The organism is Paroceanicella profunda (genome assembly GCF_005887635.2).
Taxonomy (GTDB): domain Bacteria; phylum Pseudomonadota; class Alphaproteobacteria; order Rhodobacterales; family Rhodobacteraceae; genus Paroceanicella; species Paroceanicella profunda.
The window spans coordinates 3465638-3487723 of sequence record NZ_CP040818.1; the positions used below are offsets into that span (position 1 = coordinate 3465638).

General features: G+C 70.5%; 17 protein-coding genes. 4 read left to right on the forward strand and 13 right to left on the reverse strand.

Going from position 1 to position 22086, the window contains the following annotated elements; genetic code table 11:
* Position 1: 1 nt before the first annotated feature.
* On the forward strand, positions 2 to 1492 hold the full coding sequence (locus tag FDP22_RS15410; protein ID WP_138574994.1) for a carboxypeptidase M32: 1491 nt from the start codon (positions 2 to 4) through the stop codon (positions 1490 to 1492).
* Between the two features lie 660 nt (positions 1493 to 2152).
* On the opposite strand, the gene FDP22_RS15415 is transcribed toward FDP22_RS15410, so the two are convergent.
* Positions 2153 to 2572, reverse strand: coding sequence for a winged helix-turn-helix transcriptional regulator (locus tag FDP22_RS15415; RefSeq protein WP_239031795.1), 420 nt, complete (start codon positions 2570 to 2572; stop codon positions 2153 to 2155).
* A 111-nt stretch (positions 2573 to 2683) separates the two neighbouring features.
* On the opposite strand from FDP22_RS15415, the gene FDP22_RS15420 reads away from it, so the two are divergent.
* Positions 2684 to 3805 carry an NADH:flavin oxidoreductase gene (locus tag FDP22_RS15420; RefSeq protein WP_138574996.1) on the forward strand — a complete coding sequence of 374 codons (1122 nt, stop codon included), beginning with the start codon at positions 2684 to 2686 and terminating at the stop codon, positions 3803 to 3805.
* A 613-nt stretch (positions 3806 to 4418) separates the two neighbouring features.
* Here the strand turns inward: FDP22_RS15420 and FDP22_RS15425 are convergent.
* The 3 genes from FDP22_RS15425 to FDP22_RS15430 form a co-directional block, all read right to left on the reverse strand.
* Positions 4419 to 6431: a DUF3427 domain-containing protein gene (locus FDP22_RS15425; RefSeq protein ID WP_239031796.1), complete on the reverse strand. Its 2013-nt coding sequence runs from the start codon at positions 6429 to 6431 to the stop codon at positions 4419 to 4421.
* On the reverse strand, positions 6329 to 7270 hold the full coding sequence (locus tag FDP22_RS24935; protein ID WP_239031797.1) for a phospholipase D-like domain-containing protein: 942 nt from the start codon (positions 7268 to 7270) through the stop codon (positions 6329 to 6331). Before FDP22_RS24935 ends, FDP22_RS15425 begins: the two co-directional genes overlap by 103 nt.
* A gap of 674 nt (positions 7271 to 7944) precedes the next feature.
* The gene (locus FDP22_RS15430) at positions 7945 to 9501 is read right to left on the reverse strand and encodes a TROVE domain-containing protein (RefSeq protein WP_138574998.1); all 1557 of its coding nucleotides are present in this window, start codon (positions 9499 to 9501) and stop codon (positions 7945 to 7947) included.
* A 176-nt stretch (positions 9502 to 9677) separates the two neighbouring features.
* Here FDP22_RS15430 and rtcR point away from each other — a divergent pair, with 176 nt between their 5' ends.
* Positions 9678 to 11240 (forward strand): RNA repair transcriptional activator RtcR, encoded by a 1563-nt coding sequence (rtcR, locus tag FDP22_RS15435; protein WP_138575000.1) that lies wholly within the window; start codon positions 9678 to 9680, stop codon positions 11238 to 11240.
* A gap of 238 nt (positions 11241 to 11478) precedes the next feature.
* On the opposite strand, the gene FDP22_RS15440 is transcribed toward rtcR, so the two are convergent.
* On the reverse strand, positions 11479 to 11817 hold the full coding sequence (locus FDP22_RS15440) for a YciI family protein (RefSeq protein WP_205910786.1): 339 nt from the start codon (positions 11815 to 11817) through the stop codon (positions 11479 to 11481).
* Between the two features lie 132 nt (positions 11818 to 11949).
* On the opposite strand from FDP22_RS15440, the gene FDP22_RS15445 reads away from it, so the two are divergent.
* Positions 11950 to 12519 (forward strand): TetR/AcrR family transcriptional regulator, encoded by a 570-nt coding sequence (locus tag FDP22_RS15445; protein WP_205910787.1) that lies wholly within the window; start codon positions 11950 to 11952, stop codon positions 12517 to 12519.
* A 132-nt stretch (positions 12520 to 12651) separates the two neighbouring features.
* Here FDP22_RS15445 and FDP22_RS24940 read toward each other — a convergent pair whose 3' ends face one another.
* From FDP22_RS24940 to FDP22_RS15485, 8 genes are all read right to left on the reverse strand, one after another.
* Positions 12652 to 13239, reverse strand: coding sequence for a helix-turn-helix domain-containing protein (locus FDP22_RS24940; protein WP_239031798.1), 588 nt, complete (start codon positions 13237 to 13239; stop codon positions 12652 to 12654).
* A gap of 677 nt (positions 13240 to 13916) precedes the next feature.
* Complete coding sequence (glnT, locus tag FDP22_RS15455) at positions 13917 to 15227, reverse strand: type III glutamate--ammonia ligase (RefSeq protein ID WP_138575006.1); 1311 nt, start codon at positions 15225 to 15227, stop codon at positions 13917 to 13919.
* Positions 15228 to 15297: 70 nt separating this feature from the next.
* Positions 15298 to 16623, reverse strand: coding sequence for an FMN-binding glutamate synthase family protein (locus FDP22_RS15460; RefSeq protein WP_138575008.1), 1326 nt, complete (start codon positions 16621 to 16623; stop codon positions 15298 to 15300).
* Between the two features lie 10 nt (positions 16624 to 16633).
* Positions 16634 to 17317, reverse strand: coding sequence for a GltB/FmdC/FwdC-like GXGXG domain-containing protein (locus FDP22_RS15465; protein WP_138575010.1), 684 nt, complete (start codon positions 17315 to 17317; stop codon positions 16634 to 16636).
* A gap of 1 nt (position 17318) precedes the next feature.
* Positions 17319 to 18197: a class II glutamine amidotransferase gene (locus FDP22_RS15470; RefSeq protein WP_138575012.1), complete on the reverse strand. Its 879-nt coding sequence runs from the start codon at positions 18195 to 18197 to the stop codon at positions 17319 to 17321.
* Between the two features lie 476 nt (positions 18198 to 18673).
* Positions 18674 to 19627 (reverse strand): Hint domain-containing protein, encoded by a 954-nt coding sequence (locus tag FDP22_RS15475; protein WP_138575014.1) that lies wholly within the window; start codon positions 19625 to 19627, stop codon positions 18674 to 18676.
* A 402-nt stretch (positions 19628 to 20029) separates the two neighbouring features.
* The gene (rpoH, locus tag FDP22_RS15480) at positions 20030 to 20929 is read right to left on the reverse strand and encodes an RNA polymerase sigma factor RpoH (protein ID WP_138575016.1); all 900 of its coding nucleotides are present in this window, start codon (positions 20927 to 20929) and stop codon (positions 20030 to 20032) included.
* A gap of 104 nt (positions 20930 to 21033) precedes the next feature.
* Positions 21034 to 22086 (reverse strand): RluA family pseudouridine synthase, encoded by a 1053-nt coding sequence (locus FDP22_RS15485; protein ID WP_138575018.1) that lies wholly within the window; start codon positions 22084 to 22086, stop codon positions 21034 to 21036.

Sequence of the window (22086 nt, forward strand, 5' to 3'; positions counted from 1 at the left end):
CATGCGGGCATCCGACGCCTTCTCCGAGCTCTGCGGCCATTTCCGGCAGGTGACCGCGCTCTCCCAGGTGTCGGGCCTGCTCTCCTGGGATCAGGAGACGATGATGCCCGAGCGCGGCGCGGAGCTGCGCTCGGAGCAATGCGCGGCAGTGGAATCCGCCATCCACCGGCTGCGCAGCGATCCGCGCATCCCGGACTGGGCCGCCGCGATCGACCCGAAGACCCTCGATCCCGCCGGGTGCGTCACCCTGCGCGAGGCGGTGCGCGCCCATCGCCGCGCCACCCGCATCCCCGCCGCCCTGGCCGAGGAGATCGCCCGGGTGACCGCCCTCTCGCAAGGCATCTGGGCGCGGGCGCGCGCGGCCCGGCGCTTCGCGGATTTCGCCCCCTCGCTGGGCCGTATCGTGGCGCTCAGGCGCGAGGAGGCCGATTGCATCGCCGAGCCGGGCCAGAGCCGCTACGACGCCCTGCTGGAGGATTACGAGCCGGGCATGACCACCGCCGTGCTCTCGCCCCTGCTCACCGGCATGCGCCCGCGCCTCACCGCGCTGGCCGAGCGCGTGGCGCAGTCCGGCCACGTGGCGCCGCGGCTGGAGGGACGTTTCCCGAAGGAGGCCCAGATGGAGCTGGCGCGCCGCGTGGCGGGCACGCTGGGGTATGACTGGTCCGCCGGGCGGCTGGACCTGAGCGTGCACCCGTTCTCCTCCGGCACCGGAGGGGATGCGCGCATCACCACCCGCGTGGTGGAGAGCGACCCGCTCAACTGCCTCTACTCCACCATCCACGAGGTGGGGCATGCCTGCTACGAGCAGGGAATCGACCCGGCGCTCGCCCTCTCGCCCGCCGGCCGCTGGGCCTCCATGGGCGTGCATGAGAGCCAGTCGCGCCTGTTCGAGAACCAGATCGGCCGCTCCCGCGCCTTCTGCGAATGGCTCTTCCCGCAGATGCGCGCCGTGTTCGGCGACATCGGCCTCACCGGCCCCGATGCGCTGCACGCCGCGGTGAACCGGGTGGAGACCGGCTTCATCCGCACCGAATCCGACGAGGTGCATTACAACCTCCACATCCTGCTGCGCTTCGAGCTGGAGCAGGCGCTGATCTCCGGCGCGCTGGCGGTGGAGGACGTGGAGGAGGCCTGGAACGCCGCCTTCCTGCGTGATTTCCACCGCCCCGTCACCGACCCAGCCGATGGCGTGCTGCAGGACGTGCACTGGTCCGTCGGCCTGTTCGGCTATTTCCCCACCTATTCGCTGGGCAACATCCTGGCCGGCGAGCTCTTCGCCGCGTTGCGCGCCGCGGTGCCGACGCTGGACGCCGATCTCGCCCGGGGCGACGCCTCCGCCGCCCTCGGCTGGCTGCGCCGCAACGTCCATGTGCACGGCAGCCTGAAACCGCCGATGACACTGGTCGCGGACGCCACCGGCCACGCCCCGCGCTCGGGCGCGCTGCTGGACTACCTGGAAACGAAGTTCGCCGGCCTCTACGGCCTCTGATCTCCGCCGCTCCCCGGGGGCCCGGCCTCCCACCGGCGCCGCGCCCGGGCGGCACAGGCAGGGCTGAGACCCGGCGGGCGCATCGCCCCTGTCGCCCCGGCCCGTCTCCGGCCCCTCCGCCAGCGCAACCAGCGTACTCGGAGGAGGCCTCCTCCTCACCGTGACCTGCAGGATTGCGGCGGCCCCCCGCGGGCCCCGACATCGCAGGGCCCTCCATAGGGCCTGACGAGGCGTCCCGGTCACGCCGGCGAGCCCGGCCCCCTCGATCCGGCGGTGTGCTCCACTTGCCGGCACCGGGGTCAGCGCCTCCGCACCCCACTCACATCCCGCCCGCCACGCAACGGCGGCGGGTGCCGCATCACCGGGCGGGGATATCGGGCCGACCCCCGCGCCCCTCGACCCGGCGGCGCAAGGTGCCTGCCCGCACCGAGCTCAACACGTCCGCGCCCCGCTCACATCCCGCCTGTCCCGCGACGGCAGCGGGCGCCGCGTCGCCCGGCTGGGGTGCCGAACCGGCCACCGCGCCCCTCGGCCCGGCGGGGCGGTGTGCGTGCCCGCACCGGGCTCAACACCTCCGCGTCCCGCTCACATCCCGCCTGTCCCGCGACGGCAGCGGGCGTCGCCGGGCGGGGTGGCCGCGCCGGGTGCAGGCCCCCGGGGTCACTCCTCCTCCGTCATCCGCTGGTCATAGGCGGCCCGGGCCTGCTCCACCTCCGGAAGATGGGTGTGGGTCCAGCGGTAGAGGGCGGAGATCGGCTCCTCCAGCGTGCGGCCCAGCGGGGTGATGGCATATTCCACCGCCACCGGGGAGCTGGCGATCACCCGGCGCGAGAGGATGCCATTGCGCTCCAGCTTGCGCAGGCTCCGGGTGAGCGCCTTCTGGGTGATCCCCTCCAGCTGCCGGCGCACCTGGTTGAAGCGCAGCGGCTGCGCACAGAGCGCCGCGAGGATCAGCACCGACCACTTGTCGGAAATCTGGTCGAGCAGCAGCCGGCACGGACAGTTCGCCGGGCTCACAAGGTCTGTCTCCCCGGGAGGCATGGGCCGCGCGCCGGCGCTGCCCCGGTTGTCGTCGAGCATGACGGTTTCCTTCCGTATACCTGATGGCACGGCTGTGCCTGATTGAAACCAGATTTAATTTGTATACCTAGAAGCGGTCCTTTTCCATCCGACCCACGGAGATGCTTCCGAATGACCTCCCTGACAGACTCGCCGCTGTTCCAGCCCTTCCGACTGAAATCCCTCGACCTGCCGAACCGGATCGTGATGGCGCCGATGACCCGCTCCTTCGCGAAGGACGGCATCCCCGGCCCAGAGAACGCCGCCTACTACCGACGCCGGGCCGAGGCCGATGTCGGGCTCATCCTCTCCGAAGGCACGGTGATCGACCGGCCCTCGGCGCGCAACGACCCCGGCATCCCGCTGTTCCACGGCCAGGCGGCGCTGGACGGCTGGAAAGAAGTGATCGACGGGGTGCATGCCGCCGGCGGCCGCATGGGCCCGCAGATCTGGCACGTGGGCGCGGTGGCGAGCTTCCTCACCGACTGGGTGCCCGATGACCCGTTCGAGGGCCCCTCCGGGCTGGCCGCGCCGGGCACGCCCCTGGGCCGGGCGATGACCGATTCCGACATCGCCGACACGCTGGACGCCTTCGGCCGCGCCGCCGCCGACGCGAAGCGCCTGGGCTTCGACACGCTGGAGATCCACGGCGCCCACGGCTACCTCCTCGACCAGTTCTTCTGGTCCGGCACCAACCAGCGCACCGACGGCTACAACGGTGACAGCATCGCCCGCCGCGCCCGGTTCGCGGCCGAGGTCGTGGCGGCCATGCGCGCCGCCGTGGGCCCGGACTTCCCCATCATCCTGCGCCTGAGCCAGTGGAAGCAGCAGGACTTCACCGCCCGCCTCGCCACCACGCCGGACGAGATGGCGCGCTGGCTGCTGCCGCTGGTCGACGCCGGCGCGGACGTGCTGCACTGCTCGCAGCGCCGCTTCTGGGAGCCGGAATTCCCGGAGCTTGACGGCACCGACGGGCTGAACTTCGCCGGCTGGGCGAAGAAGCTCACCGGGGCCGCCACGATCAGCGTGGGCTCCGTGGGGCTGTCGGGTGACTTCATGGGCGCCTTCGCCGGCGAGGGCGCCGGGGCGACCGGCCTCGGCAGCCTGCTCGAGCGCCTGGAGCGCGACGAGTTCGACCTCATCGCCGTCGGCCGCGCCCTGCTCGCAGACCCGCTCTGGGCGCGCAAGATCCGCACCGGCGACGTGGAGGCCCTCACCGACTTCTCCGCCGAGGCCCTTGGCGTGCTCGCCTGACGCCGGCCACCCGGCCCACCGCCCGTTCCCTCCGCCAGGAGGGGGCGGGCTCAGGTGCAACCGGCGCTTGCGCCGTCCGCCGGATCCCCCGCCCGGGGACTGCGGGCTTGCCCGGCCCGCAACATGCGCCGGTTCCCACCATCCGCCGGGCTCCGCTTCATCCGCCCTGCTCCGTGCGCCGGATCCTCCGGCTCCGGCGTCGCTGCCCGGCCACACGGCCCGCATTGTCCGTCGGACGGTCCTGCCCTGAATGTCCACCGGACCACCGGCGCATCGCACCCGCTGGCGCCCGTTCCCCGCCGCGGTGGCCGGATCGATGGTCCCATCGCGCCTGCCCGATCATCCTTCCCGCCGCACCTGCCCGATCATCCTTCCCGCTGCACCTGCCCGATCGTCCTTCACTCTGCGGCAGCCGGATCACCTTTCCCTCCGCCCTGCCACATAGTCCCTGCTCCTGCGGCGGCCGGATCGCCCTCCCCGATGCGCCCACCGGATCACCCATGCCCGTGCGGCAACCTGATCGCCCATCCCGCTCACCCCGCCGGATCGCCCTTGCCCCTGCAGCGGCCGGAGGACCCCCCGGCCTGCCGGGGCCCACCGCCCGTGCCGCGCATCATGAGCCCGCATCCGGCACGCCCAGTTCGGCCCTCAGCGCCTGAGGCACCGGCTCCGGCAGCTCCCAGGTCACGGTGATCGGCTGCTCCCCCTCCCACGACAGGAACCGCGGCTTTCCGCAATAGATGAACGGATTGACCTTCCCGTTCGCCCGGTTCCCGCGCCGCACGAAGAGGTGCACCTCGACATCCTCCGCCCCGGAGATGATCCGGCCGTGCCGCCCCTCCCGTGTCGTGCGGTTCTGGCTGAACCAGCGCAGCCGGTCCGGCGCCAGGAAGCTGTTCTCGTAGACGAGGTCCTGCGTGGACACGCCTGCCAGCAGGATGAGCGCGTTCCTTTCCCGGATCGGCAGGATGCCGGTGCGCCAGACATTCTGCGTGTAGGCCACCCCCATGGCCTCGGCGATCTCGGGCGCGAGATAGCGTTGCCAGGGCGTGAGCCCCCGCGCGCTCCGCACGAAGGGTGTGCCCTCTTCCTCCAGCGCCCGCGTGTCGGGGGCCTCGGACAGGCGCCAGTCGATCAGCTCCCGCGTCAGGCCCTGCAAGGCCGCGTCAGGCGTCGGGCGCGTGAGGCGCCAGCCCTCCCGCCCCTCGGAGACATGCGGATCGAAGCCAAGCGTCCCGGTGCCCGCCTCCGGTTGCCGCCCCTCGACGATCTGCTGCAGGGCCCGCAGGGCGGCGGGCCCGTAGCGGCGGGGCCTCTCGATGTCCGCGAGCAGGCGCGCATGCGTGGCGAACACCTGCTCTGGAAGCGGGTCGCCCATGTCGCGCACGAAGCTGAACCAGCCACCATGGCCCGTCGCCCTGGGGTCGAAGCCGTTGCGGAACATCTCGATGGCGGTGGGGCGCATGCCCTGCCGCGCGCGGAACTCGCGGTAGAAGGCCTCCAGCTCGGCCGCCCCTTCCCTGGGGGTGAGCAGGGCGCGCAGGATGTCGATGACCTCCAGCTCATAGGTGATCTCGCAGCCCGGCGGCAGCGCCAGCTCCCCGCGCTCCCAGGCGTCCAGCCTGCCGGAGACGGACCGGTCCCCGCTGCCGGCCTGCAGCAGGGCCGCCACCTTGGTGAGGAACGAGCGGTGGTTGCCGATGTAGTCGATCACCTGCAGCACCTTGCCGTCGAGCTTGCGCAGCCCCCGGCCGAGCTGCTGCAGCCAGATGACCGCGCTTTCGGTCGGGCGCAGCATCAGCACCGTGCCGATTTCCGGCACGTCCACACCCTCGTTGAACATGTCCACGGCGAAGAGGATATCCAGCTCCCCCGCCCCGAGCTGCGTCAGCGCACTGGCGCGCGGTGCGGAGCCTTCCCCCGAGTGCACCGCCACGGCGCGCAGCCCGGCCTCCCGGAACGCCTGGGCCATGTAGTCCGCATGGCGCTTCGAACAGCAGAAACCGATGGCCGGCCCCCGGGCCCGGGCCCGGAATTGCCCGAGCGCGTTGCCGGCCCGGGCCCGGGTGGCGAGCACCGCTTCGAGGGCTTCGGGGTCGAACTGGCCCGATCGCCACGGGATCTGCGCATAGTCGATGTCGTCCGGCACGCCGAAATACTGGAAGGGAGACAGGCGCTCCGCCGCGATGCCGCGGAACAGGTCGCACTGGTAGACCAGGTTCTCGCCGCAGAGCCCGAGCAGGTCCGCCCCGTCGGTCCTGTCCGGTGTGGCCGTGAGCCCCAGCAGGAAGCGCGGGGTGAAATGCCCGATCAGGGTCTGGTAGGTGCGCGCGGCCGCGTGGTGGAACTCGTCCACCACGATGTAGTCGAAATGATCGGGGGAGAAGCGGCGCAGATGGCCGGTCCGCCCCAGGGTCTGGATTGAGGCGAACAGGATCTCGGCGCCGGCCTCCTTCTGCGCACCGGTGTAGCGGCCCATGCGGGCCTCGGGCCGCACCTTGCGGAAGGCGGACATGGCCTGGGTCAGGATCTCGTCCCTGTGCGCCACGAAGAGCACGCGCCCCGCCGCGGCGCGCAGGGTGTCGAAGGCGGCGAGCCAGGTCTTGCCCAGGCCGGTTGCCAGCACGACGAGCCCCGCCCGGTGGCCGGCGGCGCGCGTCTCGCGCAGCTCTCCAGCGCCTCGGCCTGGATGGCGTGGGGGTCCGGCGGCGGGCCCTCCTCCGCCACCACCCTGCGGGAGAAATCCGGCAGCGCCCGGCTGCGGCGCCGCCCTGCATAGCCCTCGATCCAGGCCTCCGTCAGCGGGCTCACCTGGGGGGTGGCGAGCAGCGCCTCGAAGGCCCGTGCCACCTCGTCCGTCGCGGCCGCCGAGTGCAGGTTCCATTCCACCCCGTCGACCAGGGCCGAGTGCGAGAGGTTCGAACTTCCCACGATTGCCATGCCCGCGTCATCGGACGCGCGAAACAGCCAGGCCTTCGGGTGGAAGCTGAGGCCGCGGGTTTCGAAGATGAAAAGCTCCGCCCCCTCCAGGTCCCGCAGGCGCCGCAGCGCGGCCGGGTCCGTCGTGTCCAGGTAATCCCCGACGACGATGCGCAGCCGGCCGCCGCGCGCCAGCAACTCGCGCAGCCATGGCTCCAGCAGGGCAACGCCGCTGTCCATCGCGAAGGCCACGGCAAGGTCCACGCTGGTGGCCGTGTCGATGTGCTCGCCCAGCAAGGGCAACAGCGGGTCCTGGCCACCGGTCGTCAGGCGGTCGCCCGCGCCGAGCCGGAAGTGGAAATGCCCGCAGGCCGTCGAGGTTCTGAGCCGGTTGACCCCGCCGGAGAGCGCCGCGCCAAGCGCCCCGAGCATCTGCATCTGCTCGGCACCGGTCAGCCCCGCCCAGTCCCCCACGTGCCGGGGCGCGGGGATGACCCCCGGCACCGGGCCGGAGCAGATCGGGCAGGGTCGGGAGGATGCGGACAAAACTGCGCCTGGGAGGTTTCCTGTCAGGCCCAGGGTGGTCCGGCGGCGGCCTCTTGTCCAGGAGGTGTTTTCACCCGATGCCGTCACCGGCACCCGTGCACCGACAGGCGCGCCCCGGGCGCCGGGCGGGAAGCGGCACCGCTCCCGCCGTATCGGCCGCGCTGCATCGCCGGCGGCGATGGCGGGGCGGCCGCGCGCCGTGGGGCCGCCCCTGCCGGGCTCTCCGCCAGCCGCCGCGGCGGCAAGGGGGTCGGGGGACAAGGGGTGCAGGACATTTCCGCGTCCGGGTTTCCCCGGGCCGGGTTCGAACCGGCACGGTCCGGGCTGCCCCGGACCACCCGTTTCCGGGTACGGATACCATGTAGTCCTGCCGGCATTCCCCCGACATGTGGTCTCGCGCAGCGTGCGGCGGAACCGCGGTGTCAGGTCCCGGCGACAAGGGTGGAAGAAACAAACCCGGAGGCCCGCCCCGCGTGGCTTGCGCCGCGCATTTGCCGTCTGGGCGCCTGCAGGGAGGGAGTCGAACCCGATCGGCGCCTCCGGAAGTCCGGTGCAGTGTGGTTTCTTCGGCATTCGCCGGGAAGTTCCTTCGCTTCAGGGGCAGGCCAGGCGGACAAGCGCGCCGGGAGACGGGGCATTCGGATGGAGCCTCCCGGCCATTCCGCCAGGCCCGGTCACAGGGCGATCCTCTCGATCTCGCCGATCCAGTGGTCCGCGCCGGACCGGCCGGAGGCATGCGCCGCGACCTGATCGAACACCGCGTCCGAGAACCCGCCGACATTCAGCACGTCCGCCCGGCCCTGCACCTGCGTGGTGCCATAGGGCGCGATGTCGATGCAGACCAGCCGGGCCCCCGGGTTGCGGAGGCTGATCTGCGCCCACTCCTGCATCATCGCGGTGCCGCGCCCGCCGGCCCGGGCATCGGCCCAGGACTGGTTGTCCGACACGAACACCACCAGGTCCGGCGCCTCCCGGCGCTGGTTCAGCAGGCGCAGCGGCGCGGAACAATCGGTTCCGCCCCCCGCCAGCGCGGCCAGCCGCCCCGCGTTGGTGAGGATCGTGTCGCGCGGCTCCAGCCGGACGTCCCGCACCCGGGTGCAGAACGGCAGGACCTCGCAGCCCGCGTTCGCGCGGCTCATCGCCGCCGCCACCAGCGCCGCCACGTCCACGTGACGCACCCGCGAGGTCGCCCCCTTGCGCACCCCGGTCACCGAACCGGTCATCGACCCGGAAACGTCCGGGCAGACCACGACCCTGCCGCCGATCTCCGGCACGTTGCTCACCGCGATCTCCATCGCGTCATGCAGCGCATCCAGGATCTCGCGCGGCATCGCCCCGGCCACGGTCTGCGCCGCCACCATCAACTGGTAGGGAAACGCCCGCGCCCTTGAGATCGCCGTCTCGTCGCGCAGCAGTGCCGCGACATGCGCGACATTGGCCGTGTCGGCGAACACGCCGTGCCGCAGGAAGGTGTTCAGGTTCTGCCGCACCATCTGCCAGGAGCCGCCGCGCGCGATCTGCGCCCAGTGCTCCGGGGACAGATCGAGCTGGGTGAGCATCTGGAACGGCACGTCCGGAACCGGGCCGCGGCCCGTGGCCCGGAAGGCCATCCAGTCCCGCAGCGCGGGCGGCAGCAGCGCGGCCTCGCAGGGCCGGCCCAGGATCCAGGCGAACAGGGCCTCGCGCCCGGGCGTGCCGGGGCGAGGATGGACCATCCGGATCACGTCCGCCAGCCGCGGTTCGGCGCCGATGCAGGCCTGTAGCAACGCCCTGTCGGACGCCGCGGTCAGCCAGTCCTGCACCATCGCCTTGGGCGCGCTGCCGAGCGACCTGCGCCCGGTCTGCCCGGACCGGATCACCTGCACGAAGGTGCGCAGCATCCTGCCACTGTCCACCACCCGGCCGAAAGCGGCCCGGAACAGGGCCGGATCGCGCCGCGCCAGCACAGCCAGCAGCACGGCCGGCATGTCCTTCATGTGGCCCTTCTGCCGGGCGTAGATTGCGGTCTGCGCCAGGAACCGCGGCGCCACGGCCTCGGCCGCCGCCAGCACCCGCGCCAGTTCGGTGCCGGCATCATGGTAGACCATGCCCCCGAAGGTGCCGGTCATCGCCAGCTGGGCCAGGGCATGCGCATCGGAATAGGCGTAGGCCGGCGCCGCGTGAGCGTTGGTTGCGTCTGCCTTCGGCAGCAGCCGGCCTCTCAGCGACGCAAACACGGTTCTGTTTGCCATCTGTCTCGTCCTTGCTTGTTGACGAGAGCGTTTTGCCACGGCGCGGCGTGAGGCCCGAGGAAAATCGCATTTCCGCTCAAAACTCTGACATAACTGCGTTATTCGTCGATTTACGGAAAGGCGTTCATCCGAATATTATATGTCGATATAGGCCTTTATCGTATGGGATAGATCTGGTGAAAAACGTTGTGATCGGCTTCCTCGGCACCAAGCTGGACATGGGCCGGAAGAGGCGCTGGCGCCCCACCCCCGGCCTCGCCACCAACGGCCAGTTCCACATCGACCGGCTCGAGATCCTGTTCGACAGGGAGTACGACCGCCTCGCGCACCGGGTCCGGTCCGAGGTGGAGGCGGCGTCTCCCGGTACCGAGGTGCTGCTGCGCGATTTCGACCTCGCGGACCCCTGGGATTTCCAGGAGGTCTACGGAAAGCTGTTCGACTTCGCCCGTGCCTACGGGTTCGACGAGGACCGGGAGCGTTACCATGTCCACCTCACCACCGGCACGCATGTGGCGCAGATCTGCTGGTTCCTGCTCACCGAGAGCCGGCACATCCCCGCGCGGCTCATCCAGACCGGGCCGCCGGGCCCGGGGGAGAGCGCGCCCAGGCTCGATATCATCGACCTGGACCTGAGCCGCTACAACGCGCTCCAGCAGCGCTTCGACCAGCTGTCGCGCGCCTACAGCGACCAGTTGAAGGGCGGCATCGAGACCCGCAACGCCGCCTACAACGCCCTGATCGACCGGATCGAGCTGGTGGCTAGCGCGTCCGACGAGCCGATCCTGCTGCTGGGTGAGACCGGCACGGGCAAGACGGAACTGGCCGAGCGCATCCACGCCCTCAAGCTGGACCGCCGCCGCGTGAAGGGGCGGATGGTGCATGTGAACTGCGCCACGCTGCGCGGACCGGACGCCATGGCCGCCCTGTTCGGCCAGCGGCGCGGCCACACTGGCGTCGCCGGCTCCGAGCGCAACGGGCTGCTGCGCGAGGCGGACGGCGGCGTGCTGTTCCTCGACGAGGTGGACGAACTCGGGCTCGGCGAGCAGGCGGTGCTGCTGCATGCGATCGAGAGCGGGCGGTTCTACCCGCTCGGCTCGGACCATGAGGTGAGCAGCCGGTTCCGCATCCTCTCCGGGGCCAGCCGCGATCTGCGCGCCCTCGGCGCGGCCGGCGCGTTCCGGCCCGATCTCCTCGCCCGCCTCGGCATGTGGAGCTTCCGCCTGCCCCCGATGCGGGAGCGGCGGGAGGATATCGAGCCGAACCTCGCCTTCGAGCTTGCCCGGGCGGAACGGCAGCTGGGAACACGGGTCGGCTTCAACACCGATGCCCGCGCGCGCTACCTGACGTTCGCCTCCGACCCGGCAACCGCCTGGCCCGGCAATTTCCGCGACTTCGGCGCCTCGGTGCGCAGGCTGTGCACCCTCGCGCCGCGCGGGCGTATCACCCGCAGCATGGTGGAGGAGGAAATCGCGACCCTCGTCACCGACTGGGGCACCGCGACCTCCGACGCGGATCAGCGCCTGGTCCGCGACCTGCTCGGGGAGGCCGCCGGCGATGTCGACCCGTTCGACGTGGTCCAGCTCGCCCATGTGCTGCGCATCTGCAGGCAGTCCCCCAGCCTGAGCGCGGCCGGCCGCAGCCTCTTCGCCGCCTCCCGCAGCCGGAAGTCGACGCAGAATGACGCGGACCGGCTGAGGAAATACCTCGCGCGGTTCGGCCTCGCATGGGGGGCCCTGTAGCGCGGCCCATCCCCGCTGGTCCGCCTCCGGCCTCCCGGCCGGAAGCCCCCGCGTGGAGCGCGGGAGGCAGGGCACTCCGGCGCGAAGCTGCGCCTTGCCGCGGCAGCGCGCGGCGGAACCCGGGCCGGGACTGTCCGCCCCGCGTGCGCCCGGCAACGTCCCGAATGGGGAATGGCGAAGGCCAGCCTGCGAACGGGGCTGATCGGGGGGGAGGAGACTTGCCCGGGGGCGGAGCGCGTCAGTCGCGCGACTTCAGCGACAGCATGGGGAAATGCTCGTAATGCCCGACGCCGTTCCTGATGATCGGGTCCCCGGCGGTGAGGGCGGCGATGTCCTCCCCCTCCGCGATCCGCCAGAGGGAGACGCCGTATCCGCCGGAAGGCTCCATCACGGGCCCATGGGCGACAACGATGCCGCGTGCCGTCAGGTCGTCGAGATAGGCGCCGTGCTGGCTCATCCAGTCCTGCTCCGGGGGCGTCATCGTGGCCAGGAAATCGTCGCGCGGGGGAATGAACTTGCACAGATAGCATTGCATCGGGGCGGCCTCGTTCGGTTCTGGTAAGATGTCGCTCATCATTACGCACCTTTAGATGATGATTAGCATCTTTTGAGTCAAGGAGGCCCCACGGAACGCTGCCCTTTGAACCTCCCGGCCCGGGCCCTTACATGGAGTCCATCATCCAATCCGAGGCAGGTGGACAGCATGCGCGTGAGCAACAGGCAGGCTCAGGAAAACCGGAACAGGGTCATCGACGTGGCCGCGGCCCGCATCCGCGAGCGCGGCATCGACGGCACCGGTATCGCCGACCTGATGAAAGCCGCCGGGCTGACGCATGGCGGTTTCTACAAGCAGTTCCGGTCCAAGGACGACCTGGTGCTGCAGGCCGTCTCCCGCGCGATCGACAGCGCGACTGCGGAGATTGACGCGCGGATCTCCGGGGCGGATGACCCGCTGGCCGCGCTCGTGCGGTTCTACGTGTCGCCGGAGCATCGCGACGCTCCGGCGCGAGGATGCAGCCTGGCGAGCCTTGCCACCGACACGGCCCGCAGCGACGACCCCGCCCTGCGCGCGCTGATGGGCGACCTTGTCGCGCGCTACCTGTCGCTGCTCACCAGCCTCGCCGACGACGCCTCGGACGACCCGCGCCGCCAGGCCATCTCCACGCTTGCGGGGATGATCGGAGCGTTGGTCCTGTCGCGCGCCGTGCCGGACCCCGCGCTTTCCGACGAGATCCTGCAGGTGGTGGCGGAGGATCTGTCGCATGGTCGCGAGGGCTGAGACCCCGGATTGCGGGGCTCGCCTGCCGGAGCGTGTGCCCATCGCGGCCGGACGCCGGCGGCGCCCCGGCCGTTCGGGGGCTGGCTGCCGGCGCGGCGGCTCACAGGTCTCCCCCGCCGTCGGCTTCCGGCGCTACTGCGGGTAGCAGATCACCGACAGGTAGCGGATGGGGAAGGCCAGCAGCGTTTCCGGCCCGTGCGGCGCGTCGGCGTCGAACAACAGGGAATCTCCCGGCTCCAGCCGGTAGCAGCTGTCGCCGTGGCGATACTCCACCGTGCCCTCGAGCATGTAGATGAACTCGATGCCCTCGTGCTGGAACACCGGGAAGGTGTCGCTCTCGCTGGTGAGGGTGAGCAGGTAGGGCTCCACCACCACGCCCGAATCCGTGGCGCCGATATGGCCCAGCAGATTGTACTGCTGGCCCGCGCGGGTGCCCTGGCGCTCGATCTCCACGCCCTCGCCCGCCTTCACGTGCATCGCGCCGCGCGGCTGGTCGAAGCCGGCGAAGAGATGCACGATCGGCACGCTCAGCGCGTTGGAAAACGCCGAGAGCGTGCTCAGCGAGGGCGAGACCAACCCGTTCTCGATCTTCGAGAGCGCGCCCACCGAGAGCCCGGCCTTCGCGGCCAGCTCCGAACCGGTCATCCGCTGACGCTTGCGCAGCTCGCGGATCTGCCGGCCGATGGCCAGCTCCAGGCTCTTCTCGCGCGTGTCGTTCACGGCATGCGGATTCTGCTCCAGGGCCGTATTCCTCTTGCGCGTCTCTCTGTTCACCGTCACCAACCGGGCACCTCCGTCGCTGCTCTGTCGCTGCCAGATAGGAAAATCCACGGGAGTCGGAAAGCCGTAGTCATAGGCGCTTCGCGGCCGGCATGACAATGCTGCCGGGGCGCAGCGCCCCGGCCCGCGGGGGCCGGCGGCTCGGCGGCACGGGGCAGCCCGGCGCGGTGGCCGAACGGCACCCGGGCGCCGCCCCCTCCCTTCTTGCGCCACGCCGAAGCGCGCGCTGAAATGCGCCTGCACCTGCGCTGCCGCCGGCTTCACGAGCGGTGCCGCCCGCGCCGTCCCCGCGGGCCCGCCGGGGAAGACGCCCCCCTCCGGCACAAGCCCCATCGCCCGCAGCATCCCGGCCGGCGGCCGGACCGACACCGCCACCTGCCGGTCCGCCCCGTCGGTGCCGAAGGCGCGGATGGCCCCGTCGCGCCGCGGCGTCGGGGCCGCTCACCGAGGGTAGTCCCGCCGGGGCCGGAGACGCGAAGGCCGATCGTGGCCCGCCCTGCCGCGCAGGCCGCAGATGTTCCCTGCACGATCGCCGATGCTGCCGGCAGCGCCCGCGGGCATCGGGACGGCGCTCACGCCTCATCGGCGGGCCCTGCACGCATGCGCACGGGGTGCACTCACACATCCAGCGTGTTCGCCCGCTCCCAGTCGGAGAAATGCGCCGTGTAGGAGCCCCATTCCTGCAGCTTCAACTTCATGTAGGAGGCGGAGAACCCCTTGCCCATCAGCGCCTTCAGCGCGCCGTCCGCGTCATAGGCCCGGATGGCGTCGAGCAGGTTCAGCGGCAGCTTCGGCGCGTCGGTCACGCTGTGGCCCTCGGCGTACATGTCGATGTCGTGGCGCGGGCCGGGGTCGGCCTCGCTGCGCAGGCCCGAGAGGCCGGCGGCGATGATCACCGCCTGCAGCAGGTAGGGGTTCGCCGCGCCGTCGGGCAGGCGCAGCTCGAAGCGCCCCGCCCCGGGCACGCGCACCATGTGGGTGCGGTTGTTGCCGGTCCAGGTGACGGAATTCGGCGCCCATGTGGCGCCCGAGACCGTGCGCGGCGCGTTGATGCGCTTGTAGGAATTCACCGTGGGATTGGTGATGGCGGCCAGCGCCCCGGCGTGCTTCATGATGCCGCCGAGGAAATGCCGCCCCGCGTCCGACAGGCCCAGCTCCTTCGCGGGGTCGGCGAAGGCATTCACCTTCGCTTCCGCATCCCACACCGAGATGTGCGTGTGGCAGCCGTTGCCGGTGAGCCCCTCGATCGGCTTGGGCATGAAGGTGGCGCGCAGCCCGTGCTTCTCGGCCACCGACTTCACCATGAACTTGAAGAAACTGTGCCGGTCCGCGGTCACCAGCGCATCGGCATAGTCCCAGTTCATCTCGAACTGGCCGTTCGCGTCCTCGTGGTCGTTCTGGTAGGCGCCCCAGCCGAGCGCCAGCATGTAGTCGCAGATCTCGGCGATCACGTCGTAGCGGCGCATCACCGCCTGCTGGTCGTAGCAGGGCTTCTCGGCGGTGTCATAGGCGTCCGATATCGCGTCGCCCTCGGGCGTGAGCAGGAAGAACTCCGCCTCCACGCCGGTCTTCACCCGCAAGCCCTCCGCCGCCGCCTCCGCCACCAGCCGGCGCAGCACGTTGCGCGGCGCCTGCTCCACCGCCTCGCCCGCCATCACGCAATCGGCCGGCACCCAGGCCACCTCCGGCTTCCAGGGCAGCTGGATGACGGCGGCCGCATCGGGCACCGCCAGCATGTCGGGGTGGGCGGGCGTGAGGTCCAGCCAGGTGGCGAAGCCGGCAAAGCCCGCGCCGTCGGCCTGCATGCCCGCGATGGCCTGCGCCGGCACCAGCTTGGCACGCTGGCCGCCGAACAGGTCGGTGTAGGAGATCATGAAGTACTTCACGCCGGTCTCGGCAGCGAAAGCGGTGAGGTCGCGCGTCTGCATGGGTCCTGTTCCCTGTCGTGAAAGGGGCGGGGCACCGCCCGGCACCCCGCCCTCATTGGTGTCCTTCGCGTCAGAACCCGGGCTTGCCGGGGTACCAGTCCGTTCCGGCCAGCGGCACTCTCGCCATGGCCGCCGCCTCCATCGTCAGCGCGCAGAGGTCCTCCGGCTCCAGGTTGTGCACGTGGCTCTTGCCGCAGGCCCGCGCGATGGTCTGGCATTCCAGCGTCATCACCGCGAGGTAGTTGCGCAGGCGCCGGCCGGCCGCCACGGGGTCGAGCCGCTGCATCAGCTCGGGGTCCTGGGTGGTGATGCCGGCGGGGTCGCGGCCCTCGTGCCAGTCGTCATAGGCGCCCGCCGTGGTGCCGAGGGCGCGGTACTCCTCCTCCCATTTCGGGTCATTGTCCCCCAGCGCGATGAGCGCGGCGGTGCCGATGGCCACCGCATCCGCCCCCAGTGCCAGCGCCTTCGCCACGTCGGCGCCCGAGCGGATGCCGCCCGAGACCACCAGCTGCACCTCCCGGTGCAGCCCGAGGTCCTGCAGCGCCTGCACCGCGGGGCGGATGCAGGCCAGCGTCGGCTGGCCCACGTGCTCGATGAACACGTCCTGCGTGGCCGCGGTGCCGCCCTGCATGCCGTCGAGCACCACCACGTCGGCGCCCGCCTTCACCGCCAGCGCGGTGTCGTAATAGGGCCGCGCGCCGCCCAGCTTCACGTAGATCGGCTTCTCCCAGCCGGTGATCTCGCGCAGCTCGAGGATCTTGATCTCGAGGTCGTCCGGCCCGGTCCAGTCCGGGTGGCGGCAGGCCGAGCGCTGGTCGATGCCCACCGGCAGGTCGCGCATGCCGGCCACCCGCTCGGTGATCTTCTGGCCCAGCAGCATGCCTCCGCCGCCGGGCTTGGCCCCTTGCCCCACCACGATCTCGATCGCATCCGCCCGGCGCAGATCGTCCGGGTTCATCCCGTAGCGCGAAGGCAGGTACTGGTAGACGAGCGTCGCCGAATGCCCGCGCTCCTCCTCGGTCATGCCGCCATCACCCGTGGTGGTGGAGGTGCCGGCGGCCGTGGCCCCGCGCCCCAGCGCCTCCTTCGCATCGCCCGACAGCGCGCCGAAGGACATGCCGGCGATGGTCACCGGGATCTTCAGCTCCACCGGCTTCTTCGCAAACCGCGTGCCCAGCGTGACCGAGGTGCCGCAGGCCTCGCGATACCCCTCCAGCGGGTAGCGCGACATCGAGGCGCCGAGGAACAGCAGGTCGTCGAAATGCGGCACCCGCCGCTTCGCGCCGCCGCCGCGGATGTCGTAGATGCCGGTCGCCGCCGCGCGGCGGATCTCGGAGGTCACCTCGCGCGAGAAGGTCCAGGACTGGCGCGGTTCGGTGCGGGGGGTCTTGTCCATGTCGCGCTCCTCAGTAGGCGTCGGCGTTATCGACGTTGAAATGGTAGAGCTTGCGGGCCGAGCCGTAGCGGCGGAACTCCTCCGGCGCCGCATCGGCCCCCGCCCGCGCCAGGATCTCCTTCAGGAAGCTCAGATGCTCCGCCCGCATCTCCTTCTCCTCGCAATCCGCGCCCAGGCTGCGCACCGCGCCGCGCACGAAGAGCCGCGCCTCGTAGAGCGAGTCTCCCAGCGCGTCGCCCGCGTCCCCCAGCACCACCAGGTTGCCCTTCTGCGCCATGAAGGCGCTCATGTGGCCGATGTTGCCATGCACCACGATGTCGATGCCCTTCATCGAGATGCCGCAGCGCGAGCTCGCGTTGCCGCGGATGTTGAGCAGCCCGCCCCGCCCCGTGGCCCCGGCGTACTGGCTGGCGTCGCCCGCCACCTCCACTTCGCCGGACATCATGTTCTCCGCCACCCCCGGGCCCACCGAGCCCTCGACCCGCACTGTGGCGTGCTTGTTCATGCCCGCGCAGTAATACCCGGTGGAGCCCTTCACGATCACCTCGATGGGCGCGTCCAGCCCCACCGCCACCGCATGCGCGCCGCGCGGGTTGTCCAGCACGAAACGCCCCTGCCCGCCCTCGCGCGCCTGCGCCTGGAGGGTGGCGTTCACCTCGCGCAGCGCGGTGGTGGCCATGTCGATGGTCAGCATCTCAGCGCTCCCAGAAATAGACGGTCGCCGGCTCCGGCTCCCACACCCGCGCGGCGCCGATGCCCGGCAGGTCGGCGAAGGCGCGGTACTCGCTGGCGAAGGCCACGTAATCCTCCGTCTCCGCCATCACCGCCGGCTTGCAGGCGATCGGGTCGCGCACCACGCCGAAGCCGGTGCGCGTGCCGGTCACGAAGGTGAAGAACCCGTCAAGGTCGCGCAGCGTGCCCTCCAGCGCCTCGCCCAGCGTGGCCCCCTCCGCGATGCGCGAGGAGATGTAGGCCGCCCCCACCTCCGTGTCGTTCTCGGTGCGGGTGAACACGCCCTTGCCTGCCAGCTTCCGGCGCATCTGGTTGTGGTTGGAGAGCGAGCCGTTGTGCACCAGGCACTGGTCGTCGCCGGTGGAGAACGGGTGCGCGCCCAGCGTGGTGACGGCCGATTCCGTGGCCATGCGCGTGTGCCCGATGCCGTGGCTGCCGCCCATGGCGCGGATGCCGAAGCGCGCGGCCACCTCCTCCGGACGGCCGACTTCCTTGAAGATCTCCATGCTCGCGCCGGCGCCCATGATGCGCAGGCCCCGCGCCTCCAGCCGTGCCGCCACATCGGCGGCCTCGGCCCGGGGCACCGTGAGCACCGCATGGGTGTCGACCACCCGCACCGTCCGCCCGGCACCGCCGAACTCCGCCTCCAGCGTGGCGAAATCCTCTGCCGGAGTGTCGGACTGCACGGTGATCTTCAGCCCGTCCACCTCATCGCCGTAGATCGCGATGCCGGCGCTGTCCGGGCCGCGGTCTGTCATGGTGACCAGCATGTCCGTGAGCATATCGCCCAGCCTGGGGCGCAGCTCGGTCTTCTTCAGGAACAGGCCGACAATGCCACACATGGATGCCTCCGTTGGACTCGGGCGCGGAGAGCCGCGCTCGAAGGCATAACTATCGGGAAAACTTATTTCCCTTCAAGAAATTTAATTGCCTGTCGGGCGCCGCCTGCGGCCAGTGCCCGAACCGCGGCTCCACGCCGCCGACGCTCCCGCCTGGATCACCGTGAAACGCGGCACAGGACCAGCCTGCCCTGCGCGCCATCCGCCGACCCGCACACGTTCGCCCCCCGGCGGGACGCAGGTCCCGCCTGCCAAGGAACCGGGGTGGCGCGCCTGCCCCGCTGCCGGTGGCGCCGGAGTGCAGCCCGCGCTCGGGGAAACTCGAAGCGGTCGGAACCGGCATCCGCGCCTGTGACACAGCCGGAGCCGCCTTCCCATCTCGTTCCGCCTCGGCGCTGCCTCCCCGGACCGCAAGACGCAGCTGCCCGGCCGGTCTCCCCGGGCCGGACAGCCGTGTTGCACGTGAGGTGGAGGCCCCGTCAGGCCGATGCAGCCATGGACGGTGCCTGCCCGCCGCCGGAGGCCGCCTCGGCGATCCGCGCCCGGATCGACGCAGGCACCTGCCGACCGGCCGAGATGCGCAGGCGCGGCATCTCCGGGATGATGCGCTCACAGCCGTGACGGTCGAGATAATCCCGGTAATTGTCGAACGCGCTGCGGCCCACGTAATCGATGAAGGTCTCCACGGGCACACCATTGGCCAGGATTTCGTCGTGCAATTCCGTCTCGACATGCCAGTAGGTGAAGCCCGCGGACATCTCGGCCTGGCTGGTCCAGCGGATGGAGCGGCCGTTCACCAGCGCGGCGGCGTTCACCAGCAGGTCGTCGATGACCAGCGCATGGTCGCCCGACAGGCAGAGATCCCGCTCCGGCAGGCCGGCGCCAAGCGCACCGGCGGTGATCACGACCGGGCGCATGGCCTCGGGCACGAAATTGGCCATGCCGACCTTCTGGCGGTGAACCCACTTCACGGCAACCGGCGCACCCGAAGCCGAGAGCACCATGTCACCCGCCTGAAGGCTCTCGACCGGCCGCTCCCCGTCCGGCGTGGCGATCAGCGTTCCCGTGACGAAGCAATTGGCGACCACCGCGTTGTCCTGAGTGTAGTTGGTCTGCCCCACCGCGAGCACTTTCGCCTGGAAATCCTCCGGAACGGTTGCCGGGTCATAGGGGATGACCAGGTTGCCGCCATTCTGGAAGACGGCATACTCATTCCCGTCAACGGTGACCGTATACCCCTGGTAATGGTAACTCGTATTGTAGAAGTAATCCTCGCCGATATCGATGTTTCCGTCATCGTTCACATCGACAACATCCGCATCCAGGGAAACTTCCGAGGCACTTGTGAAGACCTGATACGTCCCCGTTTCATCCGTCACCTGCGATACGCCGCCAAGGCTCAGGTGCTCGTTCGTTGCTGTGTATGTAACCATCTGAAAGCTTCCCTGTTTACGACATTTACGCGGGATTTACGCGGGCTCCGGGCATGCCCGGACGGCATGGGGCCTGAACACAATGGAGATACAGAATTTAACGGAGAACAAAATCTGTTCAACAAAGTAATTGTCGTATTTCAGGGCCTCTTGAACTCGAATTTTGTCATTATTGAGGCCGAATTAAGGCAATCGCACAGGCATAGGGGAAAACTCTGCCCGGAGACGGTGCGCTCTTCAGGTGACGCTGAATGCCGGTGGCGTGGGATGGATGTGCGGGGTGCCGAAAGACGGGGCCGCGCCATACGGGCCGTGTCCGGCCTGTGCCCGGCTGCGGTGCCGGCCCGAACGAAAAAGGCCCCTTCCCGGTGGGAGGGGGCCTCTCGGGGAGGGGCCCCGCGGTCAGCCGAACTGCGGGATCATGCCCTTGTCGGCGGCCAGCTCGCGCATCTTCTTCTGAAGCTTCTCGAAGGCGCGCACCTCGATCTGGCGAATGCGCTCGCGCGAGACGTTGTAGACGCCCGAAAGCTCCTCCAGCGTCACCGGCTCGTCGCGCAGCTTGCGCTCGGTCAGGATGTGGCGCTCGCGCTCGTTGAGCGCCTGCATCGCATCCATGAGCAGGCTGCGGCGGCTGTCGAGCTCGTCCTGCTCCGCATATGCGGTGGCCTGGTCCGCATCGTCATCCGCCAGCCAGTCCTGCCACTCCGCGGAGCCTTCGCCGTCGGTCTTCAGCGGCGCGTTCAGCGAGGCGTCGCCACCGCTCAGGCGCCGGTTCATCGACACCACGTCATTTTCCGTCACACCCAGGTCATGGGCGATCTTCTCGACATGCTCGGGGCGAAGATCGCCTTCCTCCAGCGCGCCGATGCGGTTCTTCGCCTTGCGCAGGTTGAAGAAGAGTTTCTTCTGCGACGCCGTCGTCCCCATCTTCACCAGCGACCAGGACCGCAGGATGTATTCCTGGATCGAGGCGCGGATCCACCACATCGCGTAGGTCGCGAGGCGGAAGCCCTTCTCAGGGTCGAAGCGCTTGACCGCCTGCATCAGCCCCACGTTGGCCTCCGACACCACCTCGGCCGTCGGCAGCCCGTAGCCGCGATAGCCCATGGCGATCTTGGCCGCGAGCCGCAGGTGCGACGTCACCAGCTTGTGGGCGGACTCCTTGTCCTCGTGGTCGACCCAAGCCTTGGCCAGCATGTATTCCTGATCCGGTTCCAGCATGGGGAACTTGCGGATTTCGCTGAGGTAACGGCTGAGCCCCTGCTCCGGCGAGGGGGCCGGGAGCGAAGTATATGTCGACATCTCACACCTCCATGTCGGGCTCTTCATACCCGAGCGTTTTCATCTAGGCACTTGGGCGCCCGTCATCAACCATATGAACGGGATACACATTGTATCCTTATGTATTACGCTTCGGGCGCCCCGTTCCGGCGTAAAATCGCGACAAGGTGATCGATATCCGGCGGAAGGGGCGCCCGGAACGCCATCTCCGCGCCCGAGACCGGGTGCCGGAAGCCCAGCGAGGCCGCGTGCAGCGCCTGTCGCGGAAAGCCGCGCAGCGCCGCCGTGGCCGCCGGGGCGAGGTCGCGCGCGGAGACGGCGCGCGGCCGGCCATAGACCTGGTCTCCCACCAGCGGATGGCCCACATGGGACAGGTGCACCCGGATCTGGTGCGTCCGCCCGGTTTCCAGCCGGCATTCGACCAGCGCCGCCACCGCCCGCGCGGCCCCGAAGCGCTCCGTCACCCGCACCCGGGTGACCGCGTGCCGGCCGCCGGGCACCACGGCCATGCGCTTGCGGTCGCTGCGATGGCGGTCGATGTCCCCCTCGATGCGCAGCCAGGCCTCCTCCGCCGCCACGCCGGGCAGGCCCAGCAGGCGCGGGTCGCCCCGGTCCGGCGCGCCCCAGCTCACCGCCTGGTAGCTGCGCTCGATGTCATGGGTGGCGAAGAGGGCGGCCAGCCCCTGGTGGGCGGCGTCCGATTTCGCCACCACCAGCAGGCCGGAGGTATCCTTGTCGATGCGGTGCACGATGCCCGGCCGCACCACCCCGCCGATGCCCGAGAGCGAGGCGCCGCAATGGTGCAGCAGCGCGTTCACCAGCGTGCCGCGCTCCGCCCCCGGCGCCGGGTGGACCACCATCCCGGCGGGCTTGTTGACCACCACCAGATCGGCGTCCTCGAACACGATGTCGAGCGGGATGTCCTCGGGGTCCGGCTCCGCGGCCACGGGCACCGGCGCGCGGATCACCCAGGCCTCCCCGGGCTTGACTTTGGTCTTCGGCTCCGTGACGGTCGCGCCGCCCGCCCGGCTCACGGCACCGCCCTCGATCAGCGCGCGCAGGCGCGAGCGTGACAGGGAGGCACCGGCCCCTTCCGTGGCGGAGAGCGCCGCGGCCAGGGCCTTGTCGAGGCGGCTGTCGCAGCCGTCGGGAAGCGTGATGTGAAGAGGATCCTGCAT